The 22,062-nt window shown below is 32.1% G+C and carries 15 protein-coding genes and 1 pseudogene; 10 read left to right on the top strand and 6 right to left on the bottom strand.

Annotated features, from left to right (window positions below; genetic code table 11):
* Positions 1-149 precede the first annotated feature (149 nt).
* Positions 150-782 (bottom strand): hypothetical protein, encoded by a 633-nt coding sequence (locus P8K68_RS01335; protein ID WP_300247437.1) that lies wholly within the window; start codon positions 780-782, stop codon positions 150-152.
* A 226-nt stretch (positions 783-1,008) separates the two neighbouring features.
* Between P8K68_RS01335 and P8K68_RS01330 the strand changes: the two genes are divergently transcribed.
* Complete coding sequence (locus tag P8K68_RS01330; protein WP_300247436.1) at positions 1,009-2,076, top strand: tyrosine-type recombinase/integrase; 1,068 nt, start codon at positions 1,009-1,011, stop codon at positions 2,074-2,076.
* Between the two features lie 129 nt (positions 2,077-2,205).
* On the opposite strand, the gene secA is transcribed toward P8K68_RS01330, so the two are convergent.
* The 3 genes from secA to P8K68_RS01315 all read right to left on the bottom strand — a co-directional run bounded on the left by secA (position 2,206) and on the right by P8K68_RS01315 (position 7,156).
* Positions 2,206-5,562: a preprotein translocase subunit SecA gene (gene secA / locus P8K68_RS01325; protein ID WP_300247434.1), complete on the bottom strand. Its 3,357-nt coding sequence runs from the start codon at positions 5,560-5,562 to the stop codon at positions 2,206-2,208.
* A 234-nt stretch (positions 5,563-5,796) separates the two neighbouring features.
* A complete protein-coding gene (locus tag P8K68_RS01320; RefSeq protein ID WP_019387375.1) occupies positions 5,797-6,018 on the bottom strand; it encodes a DUF2795 domain-containing protein in 222 nt (73 codons plus the stop codon).
* 565 nt (positions 6,019-6,583) lie between these two features.
* On the bottom strand, positions 6,584-7,156 hold the full coding sequence (locus P8K68_RS01315; protein ID WP_300247432.1) for a cob(I)yrinic acid a,c-diamide adenosyltransferase: 573 nt from the start codon (positions 7,154-7,156) through the stop codon (positions 6,584-6,586).
* A gap of 162 nt (positions 7,157-7,318) precedes the next feature.
* Here P8K68_RS01315 and P8K68_RS01310 point away from each other — a divergent pair, with 162 nt between their 5' ends.
* Together P8K68_RS01310 and P8K68_RS01305 are read left to right on the top strand one after the other, a co-directional pair.
* The gene (locus P8K68_RS01310) at positions 7,319-9,403 is read left to right on the top strand and encodes a DUF5723 family protein (protein ID WP_300247430.1); all 2,085 of its coding nucleotides are present in this window, start codon (positions 7,319-7,321) and stop codon (positions 9,401-9,403) included.
* A gap of 255 nt (positions 9,404-9,658) precedes the next feature.
* Positions 9,659-11,164: a DUF5723 family protein gene (locus P8K68_RS01305; RefSeq protein ID WP_300247428.1), complete on the top strand. Its 1,506-nt coding sequence runs from the start codon at positions 9,659-9,661 to the stop codon at positions 11,162-11,164.
* Positions 11,165-11,176: 12 nt separating this feature from the next.
* Here the strand turns inward: P8K68_RS01305 and P8K68_RS01300 are convergent, their stop codons facing one another.
* Together P8K68_RS01300 and P8K68_RS01295 are read right to left on the bottom strand one after the other, a co-directional pair.
* A complete protein-coding gene (locus tag P8K68_RS01300) occupies positions 11,177-11,950 on the bottom strand; it encodes a class I SAM-dependent methyltransferase (RefSeq protein ID WP_300247426.1) in 774 nt (257 codons plus the stop codon).
* Positions 11,951-12,073: 123 nt separating this feature from the next.
* A complete protein-coding gene (locus P8K68_RS01295; protein WP_300247424.1) occupies positions 12,074-13,942 on the bottom strand; it encodes an ABC-F family ATP-binding cassette domain-containing protein in 1,869 nt (622 codons plus the stop codon).
* 106 nt (positions 13,943-14,048) lie between these two features.
* On the opposite strand from P8K68_RS01295, the gene P8K68_RS01290 reads away from it, so the two are divergent.
* The 7 genes and pseudogenes from P8K68_RS01290 to P8K68_RS14890 all read left to right on the top strand — a co-directional run.
* Positions 14,049-14,843: a polysaccharide biosynthesis/export family protein gene (locus P8K68_RS01290; protein ID WP_300247423.1), complete on the top strand. Its 795-nt coding sequence runs from the start codon at positions 14,049-14,051 to the stop codon at positions 14,841-14,843.
* Positions 14,844-14,853: 10 nt separating this feature from the next.
* Positions 14,854-17,322: a tyrosine-protein kinase family protein gene (locus P8K68_RS01285; RefSeq protein ID WP_300247421.1), complete on the top strand. Its 2,469-nt coding sequence runs from the start codon at positions 14,854-14,856 to the stop codon at positions 17,320-17,322.
* Positions 17,323-17,334: 12 nt separating this feature from the next.
* Positions 17,335-18,225: an ABC transporter permease gene (locus tag P8K68_RS01280; RefSeq protein ID WP_300247419.1), complete on the top strand. Its 891-nt coding sequence runs from the start codon at positions 17,335-17,337 to the stop codon at positions 18,223-18,225.
* On the top strand, positions 18,225-19,103 hold the full coding sequence (locus P8K68_RS01275; protein ID WP_300247417.1) for a class I SAM-dependent methyltransferase: 879 nt from the start codon (positions 18,225-18,227) through the stop codon (positions 19,101-19,103). The genes P8K68_RS01280 and P8K68_RS01275 overlap by 1 nt, the downstream gene beginning before the upstream one ends.
* The gene (locus tag P8K68_RS01270; RefSeq protein ID WP_300247415.1) at positions 19,096-20,376 is read left to right on the top strand and encodes an ABC transporter ATP-binding protein; all 1,281 of its coding nucleotides are present in this window, start codon (positions 19,096-19,098) and stop codon (positions 20,374-20,376) included. The genes P8K68_RS01275 and P8K68_RS01270 overlap by 8 nt, the downstream gene beginning before the upstream one ends.
* The gene (locus tag P8K68_RS01265) at positions 20,373-21,266 is read left to right on the top strand and encodes a class I SAM-dependent methyltransferase (RefSeq protein WP_300247413.1); all 894 of its coding nucleotides are present in this window, start codon (positions 20,373-20,375) and stop codon (positions 21,264-21,266) included. Before P8K68_RS01270 ends, P8K68_RS01265 begins: the two co-directional genes overlap by 4 nt.
* Before the next feature lie 193 nt (positions 21,267-21,459).
* Positions 21,460-21,876, top strand: a pseudogene (locus P8K68_RS14890) (hypothetical protein); the annotation flags it as partial.
* Positions 21,877-22,062: the final 186 nt, after the last annotated feature.

Here is a 22,062-nt window from a genome sequence, read left to right as displayed (position 1 = left end):
AAAGGGTATAAACCTTTGTTAGATTACATTAATAATACGCAAACTTCAATTTGGTGAACCGCCGTATACGAGACCCGTACGTACGGTGGTGTGAGAGGCGCACTCTCCTCAATTATGGGGAGAGCCGTCTACTCGATTGTGCGTAGGGTTTATTTTTCATCAACTGTTTCTTCTTTTACAAATTCAGTTTGAGTCGAATTAGTGTAAAATATCTTATCAAATGTCTGTTTTGTATTCCCTAACATTGGATTTTTTAAAGAATAATTTGCTTTATATTTTGACGAAAGTATAGAGTCTGGTTTTTCAGAAAGCTTGTTAAAATATTTTTCAAGTGTCTCAACTCCAGAGAGTGTTTTTTTGTATGAAAACATTTCATCCATAGCATCATCCCTTTTTCTTTTAGATTCCAATTCGTATGAAAAATCATCAATTCGGATTGCTGTTAAAACAGCTTCCTGATATAGTTTATATAATGTGTCTTTTTGAGTAATGGTTTCATTTAACACACTTTTTACGTATTTAAAACTCAATGTATCCACAAGTGACTGTTCAGGATTTTTTGTCCAATATTCGGCAAGTTCTTGTTTTAAATGTTTTATACTGTCTGCCGCAGTTATATGCGCAACTTTTTCAATGTTTTGAACTTTATAATCAAGGTCTTTTAAATCAAAGTTTAAAGCCTTAACGTTTTTCTGTTGGTAATCATACAGCATTTGTTCTTCCTTATTGTTTCCACAAGAAAACATTAGAATTGTCAGTAATAGTAAAGTGATTTTTTTCATAATTGATTTTGGTTTATAGTTCTAAATTTTAATTTAATTCACAAGGTTTAATTTTTGGTCAACTTACACACAACACATATATATGTGCAGTTAATACGAAGATAAAAAAAAAGATGAAACTGTAGTACTTTGAGTATATATAATGTGTTATAAAGTTTTCAGTACTGTACGTTTTGTATATCAAAATTATGTATATTTCAATTTTGATATACAAAATACACTACTTATGGAACTTGCTAATTATAACTTTAAATTAGGGAAGCATAAAAATAAAAATGTAATTTGGATTGCATTTCCTTATAATAAGGACATGCAAAAACAATTGCAAAAACAATTTCCATCTGTATCATATAGTGCTTCAAATGCATGTTGGTACCTCCCAGATCTTCCAGTTGTAAGAAGAGAGTTAAAAATTAAAGAAGAGTTACCAGGTAAAAAACTCTTAGATACCATACACCATATTAATAAACAAGCATTTATAGATTACAGAAACCAATTGCAAATTAAATCTTATAGTATTAATACCCAGCGTATGTACCTAGCTGAGTTTGCTGAGTTATTATATCTGATAAACGATTATCCTATAGAGGATTTGAACCCTAAAAGACTTAAAGATTATTTTTTGTATTGTGTCCAGCATCTTAAAATGAAAGAACGTAAAATGAACGGAAAAATAAATGCTGTTAAGTTTTATTTTGAGCAAGTGATTCATAGACCCAAAATGTTTTTTGATATCCCGAGGCCAAAGACACCAAGTACTTTGCCTAAGTTATTGAGTAAATACGAAATAAAAAGAATAATTAAGGCTACAACTAACCTTAAGCATAAGGTTGCTCTAAAATTATGTTATGGTATGGGCTTAAGAGTGTCTGAAGTAGTAAATATAAAACTACATCATATAAATAGTTCCAGAATGCTTGTGCATATTGTTGGAGCAAAAGGTAAAAAAGATAGGTATGTTCCTTTACCAATGACTATTTTGAAAGAACTTAGAATATATTATACAATTTATACGCCTGAAGAGTATTTATTTGAAGGGCAGTATGGTGGAAGTTATTCTAAAAGTAGTTTACAGCAGGTTTTTAAAAAGGCTATGATAAAAGCAGGGGTTAACAAAAAAATAGGGATTCATGGATTGAGACATAGTTATGCTACACATTTGTTAGAGTCTGGTGCAGACTTACGATTTATTCAAGAACTTTTAGGGCATTACTCCATTAAAACAACACAGGTTTATACAAAAGTGTCTCATAGCCATATGAGTAATATAAAAAGCCCTTTAGATAGTTTATAAAGTTAAGGGGAGCTTTGTATTATAAATATGCGTTTTAATTTTCATGTAATAAACCCACAAAAAAATCCCAAAAGTTAACCTAATGGGATTTTAATATTATAAGAGGCCTTATTTTTAAAGGAATTTAGGTTAATCTTCAACCAAAACCCATTCGCCTTTTGCAATTAAAGGTTCGGCTTGTTTATACTTTAAGGTTTTATTTTCTCCTTTTAAAACGTGTTTTATTGTCACACGGTCGTTACGTCCAATTTTTGGTCGATCGCGAACAATAGTTTCTATAACTTCTTGATTACGTTGTGTATTTCCTGCCGCTCTGTTTTGTGCAGAACGCTCATCTAAATTAGGAATTTCGTCTTTTTGAGTTTTTAGATTTTCCTTTTTACGAGTTTGTCTGGCTTCCTGAATGGTGTTTTGCGTTTCTTGAGGTAATTCACCTTTAAATAAGAATGAAATCACATCTTTATTCACTTGGTCAATCATCGCTTTAAACAACTCAAAAGCTTCAAACTTATAAATTAATAAAGGGTCTTTTTGCTCATGTACCGCTAATTGTACTGATTGCTTTAACTCATCCATTTTACGTAAATGGGTTTTCCAAGCATCATCAATTATGGCTAATGTAATGTTCTTTTCAAAATCGGTAATTAATTGTTTACCATTAGTTTCATAAGCTTTTTCAAGATCGGTAACCACATTTAAACTCTTTACACCATCTGTAAAAGGTACAACGATACGTTTGAATTTATCGCGTTGCGTTTCATATACATTTTTAATAACAGGAAACGCAATATCTGCATTTCTAGCCATTTTATCTCTGTAGTGCTCAAAAGCCGCTTTGTATATTTTTGATGTAATTTCTTGAGCCGATAGTTTTCCAAATTCATCTTCAGAAATTGGCGAACTCATTGAGAAATAACGAATCAATTCAAACTCGAAATTTTTATAATCGTTAGCCCCTTTATTTGTTTCTGCAATACCTTCTGTAGTGTCAAAAATCATATTTGCTAAATCGACACGTAAACGTTCACCATTTAAAGCATTATAACGACGTTTGTAAACCACCTCACGTTGCGCGTTCATAACATCATCATATTCTAACAATCGCTTACGAACACCAAACTGGTTTTCTTCAACCTTTTTCTGTGCACGCTCAATAGATTTTGAAATCATAGAATGCTGAATCACTTCGCCTTCTTTCAATCCCATTTTATCCATCATTTTAGCAATTCGCTCAGAACCAAATAAACGCATCAAGTTGTCTTCTAAAGACACATAAAACTGAGAACTTCCTGGATCTCCTTGACGGCCAGCACGACCTCGTAGCTGTCTGTCTACACGACGCGAATCATGACGCTCTGTGCCTACAATGGCTAATCCACCTGCTTTTTTAACGGTTTCAGATAATTTAATATCCGTACCACGACCCGCCATATTGGTAGCTATAGTTACTTGTCCTGCATTACCAGCTTCAGCAACAATATCTGCTTCGCGTTTATGTTGTTTTGCATTTAAAACATTGTGCGGTATTTTTCGAATGCTTAACATTTTACCCAGCAACTCAGAAATCTCAACCGATGTGGTTCCAATCAATACCGGACGTCCCGCTTCTGATAATCTAGTGACTTCATCAATAACTGCATTGTATTTTTCACGCTTCGTTTTATACACTAAATCTTCTTTATCATCACGAGCAATAGGGCGGTTGGTTGGTGTTTCAAGTACATCTAATTTGTAAATTTCCCAAAACTCTCCAGCTTCAGTTAATGCTGTACCTGTCATACCAGACAGCTTACGATACATTCTGAAGTAATTTTGAAGCGTTACCGTGGCAAATGTTTGTGTAGCATCTTCAATTTTTACATTTTCTTTGGCCTCAATGGCTTGGTGTAATCCGTCAGAATAACGACGACCATCCATAATACGTCCCGTTTGCTCATCAACAATCATCACCTTATTTTCCATCACCACATATTGCGTGTCTTTTTCGAATAATGCGTATGCTTTTAGTAATTGACTTAATGTATGGATACGCTCAGATTTCAAACCAAATTCCTTAAACAATTCTTCTTTAAGCGTAGCTTCTTCTTCAGCCGAAAGACCTTGTTCTTCAATCTTGGCAATTTCAATACCTATTTCTGGAAGGATGAAAAAGTCTGGGTTATCTTTTCCAGAAATATATTCAACACCTTTATCGGTTAATTCCACTTGATTGTTTTTTTCTTCAATGACATAGTACAATTCTTCATCAACCTTAGGCATTTCACGGTTGTTATCTTGCATGTAGAAATTTTCTGTTTTCTGTAGCAGTTGTTTAACCCCTTCTTCAGATAAAAACTTAATAAGTGCTTTGTTTTTAGGAATACCTCTGTAAACACGAAGTAATTGAAAACCGCCTTCTTTGGTGTCTCCAGCCGCAATTAACTTCTTAGCTTCTGCTAAAACACCCGTTAAATACTTGCGTTGTACCGAAACAATATCATCAACCTTAGGTTTTAGTTCTGTAAACTCATGGCGGTCACCTTTTGGGATAGGACCCGAAATAATTAGTGGTGTACGCGCATCATCTACCAATACAGAATCAACTTCGTCTATAATACCGTAATGGTGCGGACGCTGCACTAAATCATCTATTGAGTGTGCCATATTATCACGTAGGTAGTCAAAACCAAATTCGTTATTGGTACCGTAAGTAATATCGGCATTATAGGCTTTTCTTCGCGCTTCAGAGTTTGGTTGATGGTAATCAATACAATCTACACTCATACCATGGAACTGAAAAATAGGAGCCATCCACGCACTATCACGTTTTGCTAAATAATCATTCACCGTTACTAAGTGCACACCTTTTCCGGCTAAAGCATTTAAATATACGGGTAAGGTTGCCACTAAGGTTTTACCTTCACCAGTTTGCATTTCGGCAATTTTACCTTGGTGCATCGCAATACCTCCAATTAACTGCACATCATAATGTACCATATCCCAAGTAATAGGTTTTCCTGCGGCATCCCAAGAATTTGCCCAAATGGCTTTATCATCTTCTAAAACTACATAATCTTTTTCGCCCGATACACTTCTATCAAATTCGTTTGCAGTAACCGTAATAGCCGTGTTATTTACAAAACGTTTCGCCGTTTCTTTTACCACAGCAAAAGCTTCAGGTAAAATGTTGTTTAAAACGGCTTCGGTAATTTTATAAGCCTCATCCTTTAAGCGGTCAATGTGTTCGTAGATGTCTTCACGTTTATCAATATCTTCGGTAGTTTCAGCTTCTTGTGTTAAGTCGGCCATTTGCTTATCAACAGCTGCATTCGCTTCAGCAATTTTAGCTTTAAACTCAGCTGTTTTTGCTCTTAACTCATCATGAGATAAGGCTTCTAAAGCGGCTTCAAAGGTTTTAATTTTATCTACTAGTGGCGATAATTCTTTTACGTCTTGTTTGGCTTTATCGCCAACAAATATTTTAAGTACAGAATTTAAAAAACTCATGAGTGTAATTTTATATATTTTATCTAGGATTGCCCTAGGTTTTCGTCATTTTTATTTTTGCATCTTTAAAAGGTTCCCATCTTCATGGAAATGACAATTTTAAAGGGTCTCTCAAGGTTATGCCTCAAGAAATTTTTGTCAACATCAAAGATACATTTTGTTACGGTTTAATTACGTTTTAGAACAAAAAAAAAGCCTCAAATCGAGACTTTTTTATCTATGCTGTATGCTTTATTAATATTCATCTTCATTCCAAAGGTAGTCCTCGTCGGTAGGATAATCAGACCAGATTTCTTCAATAGAGTCATAAGAGTCTCCTTCATCTTCAATAGATTGTAAATTTTCAACAACCTCTAAAGGGGCACCTGTTCTAATAGCGTAATCTATTAATTCGTCCTTTGTTGCTGGCCAAGGCGCATCACTTAAATACGATGCTAATTCTAATGTCCAATACATGTGTATGTGTTTAATTTTTTGCAAAAATAATTTTTTAGTTTAAACACACAAGAAAAAAATGAATTATTTCATGTTCTTTATGTTTTTATTTTTAAAAAGTAAATAAAAACACTTCAAAACATCAACCGTTCCTATTGTGTTTAAAAAATGTTATGAATTAATCTCAAAAGTTTCATAAGATTTTTTAAACGCATTTAATCATTAATTATAAGAACGTATCTTTCTGTAATCTAAACCCTTGCAAATTATTCTTTGGGTTAATAATGTGTAGCAAAATCAATTTTTTTTTAGGCGTTACCACAAGGGTCGGGCTTTACGCTATATCTTTTTAAAACGTTATTGCCAGGTCTAAGGACTTAGCAATTTGCTAAATTCTAGAACATACAATATGTTATTTTATTCAATTTTTAAAAAGGATGCCGCTGCAATCCCTAACGCAAATCCTTAGATATATTTAAAATATGTTGTCATTACGAGGCGCTTTTGCAACGTGGTAATCTTGTTTATTAATTTAAAAGATTAGATTGCCACAACATTTTTAAAATGTTTCGCAATGACGTAAAATTTAATGTTTCTCCGGAATCCACTTAATTTCATTCGCTTGTAAATCAGATGACAACTTTCGTGCCAATACAAAAAGATAGTCAGAAAGACGGTTAAGGTAGGTTAGTGCATTCGTCTCAAAAGGTTCTAAATCGTTAAGCGCCGATGCTAAACGTTCCGCTCTACGGCAAACACAACGCGCAATATGACAGAATGACACCGTTTGATGCCCACCAGGAAGTACAAAATGCGTCATAGGAGGTAGCGCAGCATTCATAGTATCCATTTCCTGCTCTAAACGTTCAATATCTGCTGCAGATATTTTTTCGATATTTAAGCGTTCCTTACCGTTTTTTAAAATGGCTTTTTCAGGGTCGGTGGCTAAAATGGCTCCAACTGTAAATAACCGGTCTTGAATTTTTATCAATAAATCCTTATAATCTTGATGGATGTCTTGGTCGCGAATTAAACCCAAATGGGAATTTAACTCATCAACCGTTCCGTAACTTTCAATTCTTATATGGTGTTTAGGTACTCGTGTACCTCCAAATAATGCTGTGGTGCCTTTATCTCCTGTTTTGGTGTAAATTTTCATAGTACGAAGTTATAGTATTTTTAAGAATTTTACAAAGGATACTAAATCAATAAGAGTTGTTCATATCTTCTTTATAAATTAAGATTTATAAGGTTGATTTGTAAGTATTTTATGGAAAAAAAATTAAATTTGTTTTTAAGCTATTACAATACACTCATAATTATGAAAAAAATTACCTTATTAGTTTTTCTATTTACAGCTTCTTTTTCTATAGAGGCACAATCTTATATTGGATTTCTAACTGACAATTATAGCGGTGTCCATGGTATTATTTCTAACCCTGCAAATATTGCCGATTCCCGTTTTAAAACGGATATTAATCTTGCAGGAGCAAGTGCGTTTGGTAGTAATGATTATTACGGAATTAATATTATAGATGCCACCAAAGATGGCTATAGTTTTGACTCAGAGGCTAAAACCAATGAGAAGTCTGATAATAATGCAGTAATTAATGTAGATGTTTTAGGGCCATCTTTTATGTTTAATCTTAGTAAAAATAGCAGTTTAGCGGTTTTTACTAGAGCACGAAGTTTTGTTAACGTAAATAAAATTAATGGCTCTTCTATAGAATCTATTGATGATGATACTTCTGATGATTACAGTTTTGATGAAGGGGAATTTAATATTATTGGACATGCTTGGGCTGAAGTTGGTATAACTTATGCTAGAGTAATTTTAAATAAAAATCAGCATTTTTTAAAAGGCGGTGTGTCTTTAAAATATTTAAAAGGATTAGGAAGTGCCTATACTTTAGGTGAAAATGTTAAGCTTAATTATGATGCAGATGGGACGAATCTTGGTGGTGGAGAAACCACAGGAAGTATAACAACATCAGGTAATTTAACTTATGCACGTTTTACGGATTTTGATAATGATGATTACGATTATGACCTGCCTGATGCTAACGGTTTTGGTGGCGACTTAGGTTTTGTTTACGAGTGGCGCCCTAATTATGAAGAGTATGAAACGGATAATGCTAGCCTAAATAATTATAAGCATAAAAATAAGTATAAACTTAAAATAGGATTATCATTAACTGATGTTGGTTTTATTAATTATAGAGATGGCGTTAAAGAGGCATATAATATTGCATTTACAGAATTAAATGAAGATGAATTTGATGGAGCTGATGATGTTGGGGATTTTTTAAATACATTTTATACCCAAACAAATGCTGATTCTGGTTATAAAATAGATTTACCATCAGCCTTACATCTTAATGTAGATTGGAATCTTAATAATAAAGTCTATTTAAACTTTAACACAGATTTTTCTTTAATGTCTAGAGATCGAATTACTGCCAACCGGATAGCTAATACGGCATCATTAACCCCACGTTATGAGCGTAAATGGTTTAGTTTTTATCTGCCTTTAAGTGTTATTGAAAATAATGGTTTTAGAATGGGTGCCGGTTTAAGAGCAGGCCCTTTGTATTTAGGTTCTGGATCTGTGATTTCTGCGTTTGCAAGTGATAATAATAGAGAAGCCGATGTTTATGCAGGTTTAAAAATACCTATATACCAAAATGTATTTAAGGATAAAGATGGCGATGGAATAATTGATAAATTAGATGATTGCCCAAAAGAACAAGGTCCAGTTGAGAATAATGGTTGCCCTTGGGATGATGCTGATGAAGATGGTATTTTAGATAAAGATGATGATTGTCCAGAAGCGGCAGGCCCCGAAGAAAATAAAGGATGTCCTTGGGGAGATAAAGACGAGGATGGTATTATTGATAAGCTTGATGCTTGCCCAGAAGAAGCGGGGCCTATAGATAATAAAGGGTGTCCTTGGAGAGATAATGATGGTGATGGTGTTTTAGATAAAGATGATGATTGTATAGACGAAGTTGGTACAGTAGCTAATAATGGTTGTCCTGAGGCAGTAATTCAAAAACTTCAAAAAGATTTAAATGATTATGCAAAAGTTATCTTGTTTGATTATGGCACCTCTTCTATAAGCAAACAATCTAACCAGGTTTTATCTGATATTATATTGGTTTTAAAAGCGTTTCCAAATGCGAAATTCGTTATTGAGGGGCATACAGATAGTATAGGGAGTTACGAATTAAATAAAAAATTGTCAGATGCTAGAGCTAATTCAGTAAAAGATTTTTTAGTTAAAAACGGAATAGATGCCACTAGACTATCAGCTATTGGATATGGCGAGAGAAGACCTATTGCTACAAACATGTATAAAGCAGGTAGAGCACAAAATAGAAGAGTAGAAATTAATTTAGCTAAGTAAAAACAATATAGATTAAATAGTATTCTAAAAATCTCAGGGTGTGGATACTCTGAGATTTTTTTGTACTATGTTTTTCATTAGAATTAATAGATTATGGAGTTTTAAATCCTAGTGGCTATAAAAAAACAATTACGTAAAATGTTCATTACTAGTTGTATAGCTATTTTTTGTCTAAAAAAATATACAGTATTTTATGTTTTATCGATAAAAAATCTATTTTTGTCGATGAAATACATTTTTAACCAAACCAAAATTATGAAAAAAATTACTTTAGTGTTACTATTTATTTTGAGTTCTTTTTGCGTGAAAGCACAATCTTATGTCGGATTTCTTACAGACAATTATAGTGGTGTAAATAGCGTTATTTCCAATCCAGCAAATATTACTGATTCTCGTTTTAAATTGGATATTAACCTGGTTGGATCTAGTTTTCTCGCTGGTAATGATTATTATGGTGTGAATGTCATGGATGCCTTTAAAGACGATTATAGTTTTGATACCGATGCTGAAAAATCGCCAACTTCAGATAATAATGCAGCAATAAATGTTGATATTATGGGGCCTTCATTTATGTTTAATCTTAATAAAAAGAGTTCTATAGCTGTTTTTACTAGATTGCGTTCTATGACTAACATAAACGAAATAAATGGAACTACTATTGATGATTTAGATAATGATGCTTCAGAAGATTTTAATATTAATGAGGGTGATTTTAACATTTTTACCCATGCATGGGCAGAGTTTGGTGTTACTTATGCCAGAACTTTAATGCAGAAAGAACAACATTTCTTAAAAGGAGGTTTTACTATTAAATATCTTCAAGGTGGGGGTAGCGGTTATGCACGAGGAAAAAATGTAAGCGTTGATTATGATGCTGATGGAACAGATTTAGGAGGTGGAGAAACTACTGGGAATATTATATCTTCTGGTGAGATATCTTACGGGAGATCTGATGATTTTGATAATGAGGATTATGAGTTCGAATTAACTGATGCTTCTGGTTTTGGAGTAGATCTAGGTTTTGTTTACGAGTGGAGACCAAACCATGCAGATTATGTTGAAACAAATTCTAAAGGAGACTCATACGTTCGTAAAGATAAAAATAAGTATAAATTAAAATTAGGTTTATCTATTACAGACCTTGGTGGAATTACATATGATGATGGTTTAGATGATACGTATAATATAGATAATCCAACAGGTGTTAGTGAAGATGATATTAGTGATGCTGATGATTTTGATGATATTTTAAATAGTTTTTACACTTTAGAAGAAAGCTCTAATGGAATTAAAGCAAATTTACCAACAGCACTTCATTTTAATGCAGATTGGAATTTTAATGGTAAGTTTTATGTTAATCTAAATACAGACTTTTCTCTTACAGCTAAAGGTAAAGATGATGCAAGCCGTATTTTAAACGTTGTGTCGTTAACACCACGCTACGAAAGTAGAGGGTTTAGTTTTTATTTGCCACTAAGCGTTATAGAGTATAATGGTTTTCAGGCTGGTGCTGGTTTAAGATTTGGCCCTTTATATCTTGGTTCTGGATCTGTGCTATCTGTATTAACAAGTGATAACACTAAAGGTGCAGATTTTTATATGGGTTCTAAAATATCAATAAAGCAGAGAAAGACTAAAGATAAAGATGGAGATGGAGTTATTGATAAATTAGATAGCTGCCCTAAAGAAGCTGGTCCAATCGAAAATAATGGATGTCCTGTTGAAGAAAAACAGGATGCTTCTGAGATTGATACTAATTAAGCCGTTTTGTTGCTAACAGCGAATTACAAAGTGTTCTTTTGACTGTTCCTTTCTAAAAAAAACAAAGCCCCAGAAAAACGTGTCAATAGTAACAGTAACTTTTGGGTGTTGTTTTATGGTTTCCCATACTTCAGTCATGTTTTTGGACCAATAGATATCGTCAAAAAGAAACACAGAATTGTTATTCGCTGTTTGTAAAAGGCTTTCAAAATAATCTAGAGTGGCTTCTTTTTGATGATTCCCATCAAAAAAAATAAGATCGTATTTGTTTGATGTTAGTTTTTTAATCTCATCATTAAAATTTCCAGTTATCAAGGAAACATGTTCAATTTGCTGGTTTTTTAATAGTTGTTTAGTGAATTTTGAAGTTTCAGGACATCCTTCAATGGAAATGATATGAGCTTCCGGACTCCCTAAACTCAAAGCCTGTGTTGCAATACCTAAAGAGGTGCCTAGTTCTAAAATATTTTCGGGTTTAAAATAATTAGTAAGTCTGTATAGTAGTTTTGCTCTCTTATATGTTGTGCCAGCATTTTTGGCAATAGTTGAAACTAGGCGTTCTTGTTTTTTCATTACCTGAGAGCCCGCGCCTAAATCTTCCACCTTTATTTTGGTATTGTTTTTTATTAGTGATTTTCTGTAATTTAAAATAGAACTATAGGATTCATAACGTGTTTTGTTATAAAAACATTTGGTTACTAAATCAAATACAAAAGGGGAATGTACACCATGTTGATTGGTGGATTTAAATAGGAATCTTATGTATTGAATAATTTGATAAAACATATTTCTATGTCTGGTCGAGCGCAGTCGAGACCTATTTTTTATTTATTAATTAAAACCTCTCGACTGCGCTCGAGGGGAAAAGCTTGTTTTCAGACGAAAATGTTGGGTCTTAGCTTTAGAAAATTAACTCTCAAGTTTAGAAGATAACTCAAACCAGCGTTCTTCCTTAGCTTCAATAGTATTAATAATTTTTTGAAGCTTATCAGAAAGTTTGTTAATATCATCTTGAGTTAAATCAGGATTAATAAACTTACTTTCTAATTCTTTCTTGTCAAATGCTAAGGCATTCAGTTTACTTTCAATGTTTCTCAATTCTTTTTCTTCATTAAAAGAAAGTTTAGAGGCTTCATTTTGTTTCCAAGATGACTTCTCTTTTTTAACTTCTGTATCAGTGGTATTTGAAATAACAGGTTGGCTATCTTCGTAAACTCTATAATCTGTATAGTTACCTGGGAAGTCTTCAATAACACCTTCACCTCTAAAAACAAAAAGATGATCAATCACTTTATCCATAAAATAACGATCGTGAGATACTACTATTACACATCCTGGGAAATCTAAAAGGAAGCTTTCTAATACGTTAAGCGTCACAATATCCAAATCGTTTGTAGGTTCATCCAGAATTAAAAAATTAGGATTCTGAATTAAAACTGTACACAAGTATAGTCGCTTACGTTCGCCACCACTTAGTTTTTCAACAAAATCATATTGCTTTTTTCTACTGAATAAAAAGCGTTCTAAAAGTTGTTGTGCACTAATTTGTCGGCCCTTTTTTAACGGAATATAGTCACCAAACTCTCGAATAACATCAATAACCTTTTGCTCTGGTTTTATGGTAATTCCATCTTGCGTGTAATACCCAAATTTAACGGTATCTCCTTTTATAACCTTGCCAGAATCGGGTTGTGCAGTCTGCGTTAAGATATTTAAAAAAGTAGTTTTTCCTGTCCCGTTTTTTCCAATAATACCAACGCGTTCGCCTTTTTTAAAGGTATACTCAAAGGCATCAAGAATAGTTTTGTCTTTAAATGCTTTGGATACTTTATGGAATTCTAGAATTTTACTTCCTAAACGTTCCATGTTTAATTCTAGCTGAACTTCATGGTCGTTTCTGCGTTGATGCGCACGATGTTTAATATCTGCAAAATCGTCTATTCTAGATTTAGATTTAGTGGTTCTTGCTTTAGGTTGGCGACGCATCCAGGTAAGCTCTTTTTTAAATAGCTGTTTTGCTTTTCCTGTTTCAACTGCTTCACGCTCAATTCTTGCATCTCGTTTCTCTAGATAGTAAGAGTAATTTCCTTTATAGCTGTAAAGCTGCCCCTCGTCTAATTCAATAATTTCATTACACACACGCTCAAGGAAATACCTGTCGTGAGTCACCATAAAAAGCGTGATGTTTTCTTTTGCAAAAAAAGCTTCTAACCATTCAATCATTTCTAAATCTAAATGGTTTGTAGGTTCATCTAACACCAGTAAATCAGGTTTGTTAATTAAAGCATTTGCAAGAGCAAGACGTTTTTTTTGACCACCAGAAAGCGTACTTACTTTATGATCTAAATGTTCGAGCTTTAATTTAAAAAGCACTTGTTTGTAAAGGGTTTCAAAATCCCACGCTTGATGATGCTCCATGGCATCAAAAGCAGCTTGATAGGTTTCGGTGTCCTCAGGATTTAAAAGTGCTTTTTCATAATTTGAAATGACTTTTAAAATAGGGTTTTCACTCGCTAAAATCGTGTCTTCAATAGAAAGTTTTTCGTCAAATTTTGGGTCTTGTGATAAAAATGAGACCTTAATGTCTTTTCTGTAAATTACTTCTCCAGAATCCGCAGTGTCTTCACCAGATAAAATATTTAAAATAGACGTTTTACCCGTGCCATTTTTTGCGACAAAGGCTATTTTTTGGTCTTTATGTACACTGAATGAAATATTTTCAAAAAGTATGAGTTCTCCGTAAGACTTGGATATGTTTTCTACTGTTAAATAATTCAAAAGCTAATGTTTTTTGCAAATAACGCACAAAAAACCAAAAAACACGTTATAAGTTTTATTGTTCATAACGAAAACTTATATTTGTGACAAATCAATGTGCCTTAGTATGAAGAGCTATTTTTTAAGTATTTACTTAATAATTTGTGTTTTGTTTTCCTCTTGTATCACTAACAAAGATGTTGTTTATTTACAAGATAAAGGTGATGGGAACGATACTGATACTGCAATACGCGAATTACCTAAGCCTTATAAGGTTCAAGTTAACGATATTTTGAGTATTAACGTCAAGGCTTTGGATCCTGAGCTTGTTGGTATTTTTAATCCTGTTTTAGATGAAAGTGGTGCGGGACAAAGTCAAGCGGGACTTTATTTTAATGGCTTTACGGTAGATTTACATGGAAATATAGAATTTCCTGTTTTAGGAGCGCTTAACGTATTGGGTTTTACAATTCCAGAAATAAAAAATAAAGTTGAACAAGAGCTTTTAAAAAAATATTTTACACAAACTGCGGAAATATTCGTTACAGTTAAATTAGCAGGTTTACGCTATACTGTAACAGGGGAAGTTGCAGGAACAGGTGTTTATACGTTATTTCAAGATCGTGTGAATATTATAGAAGCCCTGGCCAATGCAGGAGATATTGCACAAACGGGTAACAGAAAAGATGTTTTGGTAGTAAGGCAGTACCCTGATGGACAAAAAATACATCATATCGATTTAACTGATATTAAAGCCATGAAATCTCCATTCTACTTCATACAACCAAATGATATCATTTTAGTTAAGCCTTTAAAAAGGAAATCTTTGGGTGCAGGACAAACGGCAATACAAAACATAACTACAATTTCCTCCATATTAGCCGCACTGGTATCTACGTATTTTTTAACAAAAAATCTTTAAAGGTTTTATTATGGAAGAAGAATTTGATATTTCGGAATCTAAATCGCAATCATCTTTCGATGTAAAGGCTTTATTAGTCAGAATTTTAAGTTACTGGAAATTGTTTCTACTTTTTATTGGAATTGGAATTTTTATAGTCTACCAACAAAATATTCGGACGCAACAGTCTTACAGATTAGGTACTCAAATTTCTGTAGAGGAGGAATCAAACCCATTGTTTACATCAAATACGAGTTTAATATTTAATTGGGGAGGCGTATCGGGTAAGGTTCAAACTATGATAAATGCCTTAAGCTCTAGATCTATTCATGAAAAAGTTGTTGATAATCTTGAGTTTTATACAACTTACTTAAAACAATCTAGATTTAGAAAAGATGATATCTATACCTATGCCCCATTTAAGGTAAACCTTATACCAAAATCAAATCAATTATTGGGTATTCCTATTAAAATTACTATGTTGGAGAACGATACATTTGAATTAAGTGTAACTTTCGAATCTACCCCAGTAAAAACTCAAAATTTTTCCGATAAATCAAAACAAAATATAGATGTGCCAATAGGAGAGTATAGGAATCAATTTAGATTAGGCGAGCTAATTACTACTCCTTATGTCAATGGAATTATAGAGCTATTAGAAGGCAGACGATTTTTAGAAGGAGAAGAATATTTTGTACAATTCAATGATTTTCATAGAACAGTTAGTGAATACAGAGCGAAATTAAGTATCAAGAATCCTAAAAATTCTGCGATACTTAATTTGAGTATGGTAGACGTTAATAAGCCAAAGATTGTAGATTATTTGAATGAAACGGTTAAGGTTTTAAGCGAAGACCAACTAAATAGAAAAAATCAGTTTGTTACAAACACTATTAATTTTATAGATGAACAACTTGCTCGTGTAAAATCGCAACTCACATTAAATGCAGACTCATTAAACAGTTATAGACAAGAAAATAAAATTTTTAACCTCAATGATCAAAGTATAGCTATAAACAACAAGCTGTCTATTCTAGAAGCTGAGCGTGATAATATTAAATTAAAACTAGGGTATTATGCTAGCCTTAAAAAATATTTAATAGCCAGTAATTTGTTTACAGATGTCCCTGCTCCGGCCGTGGCTGGTATAGAAGATGTTAATATTCTTAACAATATAAGTAAGATAAATGCATTGTCTGTTCAGAAATCTAAATATAGCTCTACAGTTAGAAAGGACGCCACTATTTTTGCAGATATCGATAGGCAAATTGAAGGTTTAAAACAAGTACTATTAGAAAATATAAGTTCGGCTAGTAATGGACTTAATAGGATATTGTTGTCCACAAATTCTAAAATAGCGATTGAGGATGCAAAAATTAGAAAATTGCCAAAAGCACAACAAAAATTGTTTGACATCCAAAGGCAATATGCATTAAGTGAACAAACCTACAATGCATTTCTTGTAAAACGTGGAGAAGCAGATATTATTAAATCTGCAAGTGTCTCTGATATTTTAGTTATTGATCCTGCTAAAGATACTGGAGCTACACCTATAGACTTAAAATTAAGTTCTCGATATCTATTTGCTGTATTAGGTGGTATGTTAATTCCGTTATTACTAGCTTTTGTTATAACTTTTTTTGATAATAAATTGCATAACCCTCAGGTACTAGAAGGTTTGTCAAATATTCCATTGTTAGGTGTGGTAGGTAAAAATAATTTAGAAAATAATTTAGCAGTTCATTTAAAACCAAAATCAACAATTGCTGAGGCTTTTCGTTCAATACGGTCGAGTCTGCAATATTTTTACAAAAAGAATAATTTGGAAGGGGCAAAAACGCTAATGATTACCTCTTCTGTTAGTGGTGAAGGCAAAACATTTTGCTCCATTAATATCGCAACCGTTTTCGCCATGAGTGGGAAAAAGACAGTTTTAGTTGGGTTGGATTTAAGAAAACCCAAAATATTTGGAGATTTTGATATTGAAAATGATATTGGTGTTGTAAATTATTTAATAGGGCAAAAAGATTTAGCCGAGGTTATACAAGAGACAAAAGTAGCTAACTTAGATGTGATTACATCTGGCCCAATTCCACCTAACCCTTCAGAGTTATTGATGTTAGAAGAGATGGATGTACTAATAAAAATGTTAAAGGAATCCTATGATTACATAGTCTTAGACACACCTCCAATAGGTTTGGTTTCTGATGCATTAGAGCTTATAGATTATGTGGATGCGACCATTTATGTAGTAAGGCAAGATTATACTAAAAAAGGTATGATAACTCTAATAAAGAATAAGTATGAGAAAGGAGAGATAAAAAATTTAAGTTTTATTTATAACGGCTATAATCAAAAAGGGAAGTATGGTTACGGTTACGGTTACAGTTACGGCTATGGTTATGGTTATGGTAGTTATGGTAATGGGTATAATGACGATGATTCCAACAAAGCTTCTTTAATATCTCGTATTAAATCTGTTTTCAAAAAGAAGTTTTAAATTAATATAGCAATGATTACTAAAAGCGAAAATTGGCTTTATACTATTTCACCAAAACAGAAATTTTTAGACTTAAATTTTAAAGAAATTTGGAGATATAAAGATTTGATGTTTTTGTTTGTAAAGCGGAATGTAGTTACTTTATACAAACAGACCATATTAGGGCCACTATGGTATTTTATTCAGCCTTTATTTACCTCAGTAATTTTTACATTAGTATTTAATAATATTGCCAATATTTCTACAGGTGATGGTATCCCTTCGTTTCTTTTTAATTTGGCAGGAATCACTTTTTGGAACTATTTTAAAGAGTGTTTGGTTGGTACGAGTGATACGTTTAGGAAGAATCAAAATATTTTCGGTAAAGTTTATTTCCCTAGAGTTATAATGCCCATATCAGTAGTGGTTTCAAACCTTATAAAATTTGGAATTCAGTTGTTGGTATTTGTTTGTTTTTATATTTACTTTGTGTTTTTTACAACTAAGGCAAGCCATGCATCGCCAAGCTTGGAATTGCTCTTTTTGCCTTTACTAGTTTTTTTAATGGGACTTATTGGCTTAGGGTTAGGTATGATTATATCTTCAATGACTACGAAATATAGAGATTTATCATATTTAGTTACTTTTGGTGTTCAATTATTAATGTATGCATCGGCAGTAATGTATCCTCTAGATTTAATTAAAACGAAAGTTGCCGAAGGTAGCATTCCTAAAATATCAGGTGTTTTAATAGAATATAACCCAATAACAACAATTATAGAAGCTTTTAGGTTTATTACATTAGGCGTGGGCGATTTTTCATTTTCGAAACTTATATATGTTATTGTAGTGAGTTTGGTTTTATTCTTAGTAGGATTAATTATTTTTAATAAAACTGAAAAAAGTTTTATAGATACAGTATAATGAAAGTGATAAAAAGCGAAAGTATTTCAAACATTAATAAGAACAGGAACTTTTATGATAAAAAATATAAGGGTGTAAATGTTAGTGGGCTAATAAAAACCTTAAATAATTTAGATGCATTTTTAAAGGATGCCACAACTACTGATATTAGTTGGGTTGGTATGTATATTAATAATTTTAAAGATACGGTTAAAGGTAAAAAAATCATGGAGTTAGGCTGTGGTAATTGTGCAAATGTGGCGGTACTTGCAGCTTTAGGAGCCGAAGTTGTAGCTAATGATATTTCTGATTACAGTGGAGATATTGTTAATGCCTTAAATGAAAATTATAAATTTGAACACGATATAACATTTGTTAAAGGTGATTTTACTAGTCATGATTTACCAGAACAATCATTGGATATGGTTATTGGTAAAGCCTTTTTACATCATTTAACATTAGCTCACGAATTAGAAGTTATAAAAAAAATTAGTCAAGTTTTAAAACCAGATGGAGAAGCACGTTTTTTTGAACCTGCCATAAATAGTAAGTTTTTGGATGAATTGCGGTGGGCTGTTCCTATGAATAATAGACCATCTAAATTGTTAAGCCCAAATGCTTTTAAGCAATGGGAAGATTTAGATCCGCATCCGCATCGCGATAATAGCTCAAAGCATTTTAAGCGTTTAGGGCATCAGTTTTTTAGTCATATCGAGATCGTGCCAATGGGGATGTTAGAGCGTTTTTATCGTATTTTGCCTTTTTCAACAAAAACCCGCAGAAAATATAGGAGAACGACATTAAAGTCAGAAAAATTTGCACCAAAATTTATTCAATATTTTGGAGCGAGAAGTCAAACCATCATTTATAAAATGCCAAAATCAATACCTCATGTCTGATATTATTTTAAAGGCTGAAAATATTTCTAAACAATACCGTTTAGGTCTTGTTAGTTCAAGTACTTTAAGTCATGATCTAATTCGTTGGTGGCATAAGGTTAGTGGGAAAGATGATCCGTTTTTAAAAATAGGTGAAACCAACGACAGAAGCACTGTAGGTAATAGTGATTATGTTTGGGCGTTGCAGGATATTAATTTTGAAGTTAAACGTGGAGAAGTTTTAGGTATTATTGGTAAAAATGGCGCTGGTAAATCAACACTATTAAAAATACTCTCAAGAGTAACCAGTCCTACTACTGGCGAAATTAAAACAAAAGGGAGAATTGCTTCTTTACTTGAAGTAGGTACAGGTTTTCACCCTGAAATGACAGGGCGTGAAAATATATATCTTAATGGTGCCATTTTAGGAATGACCAAAAAGGAAATTCAGCAAAGAGAAGACGAAATTATAAGCTTTAGTGGTTGTCAACGCTATATAGACACACCTGTAAAACGGTATTCTTCGGGAATGCGAGTACGTTTGGCATTTGCGGTGGCAGCTCATTTAGAACCCGATATTTTGGTTATTGATGAGGTATTGGCTGTTGGAGATGCTGAGTTCCAAAAGAAAGCAATTGGTAAAATGCAAGATATAAGCAGAGGTGAAGGACGTACGGTTTTGTTTGTTAGTCATAATATGGCAGCAGTAAAGAGTTTGTGTACAAGAGTAATTGTTTTGAAAAATGGGAAAAACGCTTTCGAAGGTACTGTTGGTGAAGGAATAGAATACTATTTAAATGAAGAAAAAAGCAGGTCTTTAGTTTATATAAATAATTCAAAAAGTATAAATAAACCATTTGTAAAGTCTGTTAAAGTTATAACCAGCGAAAGTAATGGGATTCATCAGTTTAACGAGGATTTAAAAATAGAAATTGAAGTGTTTAGTGCTGGTTTACTTGAACAGCCAGCGGTTTCTTATCAAATCCTTAATAGGGATAATCTTCCATTAATTCATGAATTAATTTTAAATTCCGAACAGGAATTTGCACAATCAAAAGGGATTTATAAATTGATATCTACCATAAAAAATATAAAATTGTATCAAGGTGATTATAAATTGAATGTGTTTTTTGCTGATAATTTTACAAAAATCAATATTAATAGATTAACTGAAATATGTAGTTTTGAAATTATAAACACCAGTAAAAGGCCTTACTATTGGGATTCAGACACAGCTGTATATAAGGAGGATGATACGATTTGGAAAGTTTTAAAATTAAATGATTTTAGATGATTAATAGTCCTTTATTCTGTAATGGTGGAGAAACTAAACTAGTTGAAACTTTTAATACTAGTGAGATTATTGCTGACTATAAAAATATGAATATTGATGTTCAACGTTTTTTTAAAGAAGATTCAATTTTACTTTATGAATGTGTTAGAACTGGATACCGGTTTTATTATCCTTTTAGTACAATAGGCGATGCCAAATTTTATGATGATTTATCTAAGGATAGAAATAATTACTATTCTCACAGATGGGAGCATAAAATAGCTTTAAATTATATTAATAAATCAGATTCTGTTTTAGAAATAGGATCAGGTTTTGGAGTTTTTTTAAACTTATTAAAGCAAAAAAAAATTAAAGCTAAAGGATTGGAACTAAATCCTCATGCTGTAAAACAATGTAAGTCTCAAGGATTAGACGTAAAAGAAGCATTAATTCAACAAGAAGCGTTACAGTTAAAAAACGCATATTCCATAATATGTTACTTTCAAGTTTTAGAACATATTACTGAAGTTCATGATTTTATAAAATCATCATTAGATACTTTGAAAAAAGATGGAAAACTAATTATAGGAGTTCCAAATAATAACCCGTATTTATTTATAAATGATAAATATCATACTCTAAATTTGCCACCACACCATGCTGGGCTTTGGAATAAAAAATCTTTAAAATCTTTAGAAACCATATTTCCCTTAAAACTTGAAGAGATTACTTTTGAACCTCTAGTAAAGACTTATTCTTATTTTTTAAATTTTCAAATTAATAATTCTAATGTTCTTGTAAAAATAATTTTAAAAACCCTTAATAAACTTATACCTAGAATTTTGAAAAAAGTTCTCTGTAAGTTTATTAAAGGAAGAAATGTGTTAGTTGTTTTTAAAAAAACAATATAAAGTCAGCTTAAATGATTTTTATTTATGCAAAATAAACGAATCTATTTCCTTGGTCTTAATGGAGTTAGATTTCTAGCAGCATTTTAGTGTTAATTGATAATTTAGAATTATTTAAAAACTTATTTGGTTATCAAACATTATGGTCAAATAGTACAAGTTCAAATATTGGTAGTATTGGTGTGACTGTTTTTTTGTTTTAAGCGGTTATCTAATTACATATTTGTTATTGGTAGAAAGGTATTTAATAGAAATTAATTTAAAAAATTTTTACATAAGAAGAATTTTACGCATTTGGCCATTATACTATCTAATTGTTTTATTGATTTTTTTTATCATTCCAAATATTGAAATTTTTGATGTTCCACAATGCACACATGCAATTGAAGATAAATTTGGAATGAAATTATCTTTGTTTTCATTATTACTTGCAAATGTTGCTTTTGTTTATTTGCCTAATGTTGCATATTGTAATATTTTATGGTCAGTTGCCGTAGAAGAGCAATTTTATTTAATATGGCCAAACCTGATAAAGTATTTTAAAAACACTTTGTGTGTATTATTGTTTTTTTTTAGGTTGTTATTTGATATTGAAAATAAGTGTTCGATTTGATTTCTTTAGTATTCAGTCATATTTGCCGAATAAAATAGATAGTCTTATACCAATTATATTTTAAAACAAGCCTTAAAAGTTTCAGTATAGAATTCTGATTTGACTATATTCATAATATTTTGATTATTGATTTCATTTTGCACAGTTATGTGCAGCCATTTCTTTAGCGCTTGGATATTTACAAAA

The sequence above is a fragment of the Algibacter sp. genome (genome assembly GCF_029245835.1).
GTDB lineage: Bacteria > Bacteroidota > Bacteroidia > Flavobacteriales > Flavobacteriaceae > Algibacter_B.
This window is presented reverse-complemented; position numbering and strand designations above follow the sequence as displayed.